The organism is Bacteroidota bacterium, assembly GCA_034723125.1.
In the GTDB taxonomy this organism is placed as follows: Bacteria; Bacteroidota; Bacteroidia; order CAILMK01; family JAAYUY01; genus JAYEOP01.
Genome location: JAYEOP010000088.1, coordinates 14,118 through 17,844 on the forward strand (window position 1 = coordinate 14,118; position 3,727 = coordinate 17,844).

The following is a 3,727-nucleotide window of genomic DNA, read 5'->3' on the forward strand; positions in this document are numbered from 1 at the left end:
AGCAATTGCCCTCATTTAGAGATTTTAAAGAAAATGTTAGACTTTCACTTATAAATCTGAATTATTTGCATTAAAAAAGAAATAAAAATTTGATTCAAATTTTCAATTATAATTAGTGCCTCTAAGAAAACTATCAAATTTTGCAGAGTTTTCTTAGAGGCACTAATTAGATGTTACCAAGGCTATTACAGATTTACTTGAAGAACATCGTCAGGAAATCTTTCATTATTATTAATTTTTTAAAAACGAAAAAAAAACATCTTGTTTTTTAAAGATAAAACACTATTTTTGTTATCAAAGAAAAATTACGTTAAGCACGTGGACTAATATTATTGTAAATTGCATTTTATAAATTAATGAATATTAATATTTTTGTACAAATAATTTAGTTTGGCTGTTTAATAAACTGAAATAATTTAGTTATGGCAAAAGAAGAGAATGCAAAAGAAAAAGTACTGAATTTGACAATTTCAAATTTAGAAAAGCAATATGGAAAAGGTATTGTAATGAAAATGAATGAAAATAGTCTTGGGGAAATTGAAAAAATTTCAACAGGTTCTTTGGGGCTTGATATTGCCTTGGGTGGTGGTGGTTTACCAAGAGGCAGAGTTACAGAAATATTTGGTCCCGAATCATCTGGCAAAACAACTCTTGCTTTGCATGTAATTGCTGAGGCACAAAAAAAAGGTGGCGTTGCAGCTTTTATAGATGCAGAACATGCTTTTGATAAAATTTATGCAGGGAATCTGGGAATCGATATCGACAATCTCTTAATTTCTCAACCCGACAACGGAGAGCAAGCTCTTGATATTACCGACCATCTTATTCGCTCAGGAGCTATTGATGTAATCGTAATTGATTCCGTAGCCGCATTAGTACCAAAAGCTGAACTTGAAGGTGAAATGGGTGATTCTAGAATGGGGTTGCAAGCAAGGCTAATGTCTCAGGCTATGCGAAAGCTTACATCTTCAATAAGTAAAACAAAAACTATTTGCATTTTTATTAACCAATTGAGACAAAAAATTGGAGTTGTTTATGGTAATCCTGAAGTTACAACAGGTGGTAATGCACTAAAATTTTATTGCTCGGTAAGATTAGATATTAGAAGAATAGCAACATTAAAAACGGGAACAGATTCCTTTGGAAACAGGACAAAAGTAAAAGTTGCAAAGAACAAGGTAGCACCACCTTTTAAAATTGCAGAATTTGATATTGTTTATGGAAAAGGAATTTCAAGGGAAGGAGAAATTGTTGATATTGCTGTTGAACGTGATATTGTGAAAAAAAGCGGTTCATGGTATAGCTATGGTGACACTAAACTCGGACAAGGTAGAGATAGTGTAATTGAACTCCTTGGTGACAATCCTGACTTATATGATGAAATCTATTCAAAAGTTCTTGAGAAAATTAATGATAAGAAATAATAGCAATTAATTTTCAAATATACCGATAAATAAATTTAATTATGAAAAAGTTAGTATTCCTATTTTGTTTAATTACAATTTCAACTATTTTATTTGCAGAAAATGACACTTTAAGACAATATAATCCTGCAACTGTCAACACGTCATCTTATAACAGTAGTACTTACACCAAACAAATGGCAAGGTTGGATTTGCCACATCCTGCAATGATTAAAGCATTTTTAATTACCCTTTATGGCAATGCAGGTTCAACACTTAAAATGCATATTTTTGGACATGAAGGTGGAGTAATGCTTGCGGGTTTACAAAATGATGTTATAGCTCCCATAATAATAAAAAAACAAAGTGAGGGAAAAGAAACAGTTTATGTTGAAATAGATAGCCCTGGAGTTTATTTATCCAACAATCAATTTTTCCTGATGTTTGAGAATTTTAGTTCAGGATTAAAATTGATAACTGACCGAACAGATCACCCTGTAACTTGTCAATCAAGTTCAGGAGGAACTTTTTATTATCAATATGTTTATCGCCAAAGTGACCAAACATGGTATCTTGCTAGTAGTCAAAACAGGGCTTTTGCTATTGATGTAATCCTAGAGTATGAATCAAAATCATCAGAAGAAATTTTGAAAGATTATACTTCACAAGCAGGGATTGATGATGATTTATCAAATTCAACTATTGCAGCAGCAGATTATAATGATGATGATTTTATTGATTTACTTATTCGTGGAAACTTGTATGAAAACCAAAAAGACGGAAGTTTTATAGATGTTACAACTAGTAAAGGACTCGACAACAACGGTGTTTCTGCAAATGCTTTTATTGATATGGATAATGATAATGACCTTGATATAATTATTTTTAAAGCGGATGGAAGTGTTTTGTATGAAAACAACGGAGGTACTTTTACTCCACATCATTTATCACTCCCGGTATTACCTTCAATGCTGTCTTTTAGCTTTGCGGATATAAACAATGACAACTATCCCGATCTTTTTATTAGCCAATTATGGAAAAAATATCCTGAGGCAAATCCAAATTATTTCTTTTATAACGATCAAAATTTAGATTTTACCAATAACACAGCCGTTATTTACCCTAAATGGGATGGGACATGGAATTATCCCGATAAGCAATGGGATCCTCCCAACCATATAATTGAAAAAAATAGAAATAGCAGAGGCTCTCAATGGATAGATTTTGATAATGACGGAGATCAAGACCTTTTTGTTGTAAATTATTTTCTTCATCAGGATGAATTTTATAGAAATAATGGTGATGGTACTTTTACTGATATTTGTGTTGACAAAGGAATTGACCACAATGCAAACGGAGCAAATCATGGAACAGGTGTCGATTGGTTTGATTACGATAATGATGGCGATCTTGATTTACTGTTACCTCAATTTGCTCATCCTCGATTTATAGCTCCTTATGACCATCGAGGAACAACTATTTATAAAAATGATGGAGCACCAAGTTATAACTTTACAGATATGATTGGTCAATATAATGATTACTCAGGATTAAAATCCAATATTGGAATTGAGCTTGAAGAAACTCATGCTAGTGGTGCTTGGGGAGATGTAAACAATGATGGTTTAGCAGATATTTTATTGACTGTTCATTACGGTTGTCGCTATATTGATTTTTATGAGCAACAAGCCGATCATTCTTTCAAGATGAAAACTTATGATTATGGACTTGAAGGAATAAATACAGGAACGGATATTATTTGGCTAGACTACGATAATGATGGAAGACTTGACCTTGGAGGAGCAATTAGTGGAAAGTTTAGGCTTTTCAAAAATAATGTTTGGAATAGTAGAAAATATTTGGAATTAAGCTTAAAAAGTACTTCAGCAAATAAATATGCAATAGGTGCAAGAGCAACAGTTTATGCAGGAGGAGAAAAATTTACTCAGGAGGTTTGTGCAGGAAGAGGACAAAAAATGCAGAAACCTTACAGATTGCATTTTGGATTAGGATATCGTTCCACCATTGATTCAGTTGTTGTACTTTGGCCAACAAATCCACAAAAAAGAGAAACTTTTAAAGGGCTAGCTGTTGACAATATTTATAAACTTACAGAAGGTGGAGGTAAAGAACTTTCAGTAACTGATGCTTTCAGTTTTTCTCATAAAGTTTATCCAAATCCATCAAGTGGAAAAATAACCGTTGAACTTGGAATTAAAACTACAACTCATGTAAAAATTGTAGTGTATAATTCTTTGGGGAAAGAAATATCAAATATTTGTGATAAAGACCTTTTTACAGGAGCATACAAATTTGATTGGGAC

2 protein-coding genes are annotated in these 3,727 nt (G+C 32.3%); both read left to right on the forward strand.

From position 1 onward, the window contains the following. Nucleotides 1–422: 422 nt before the first annotated feature. Nucleotides 423–1,424, forward strand: coding sequence for a recombinase RecA (recA, locus tag U9R42_02715; protein ID MEA3494927.1), 1,002 nt, complete (start codon nt 423–425; stop codon nt 1,422–1,424). A 41-nt stretch (nt 1,425–1,465) separates the two neighbouring features. After that, on the forward strand, nt 1,466–3,727 hold a 2,262-nt coding region (locus U9R42_02720), incomplete at its 3' end, for an FG-GAP-like repeat-containing protein (GenBank protein ID MEA3494928.1).

Bases quoted from the DNA above. Each gene is read 5' to 3' on its own strand.
- recA (MEA3494927.1), top strand. From the start codon at position 423: ATGGCAAAAGAAGAGAATGCAAAAGAAAAAGTACTGAATTTGACAATT.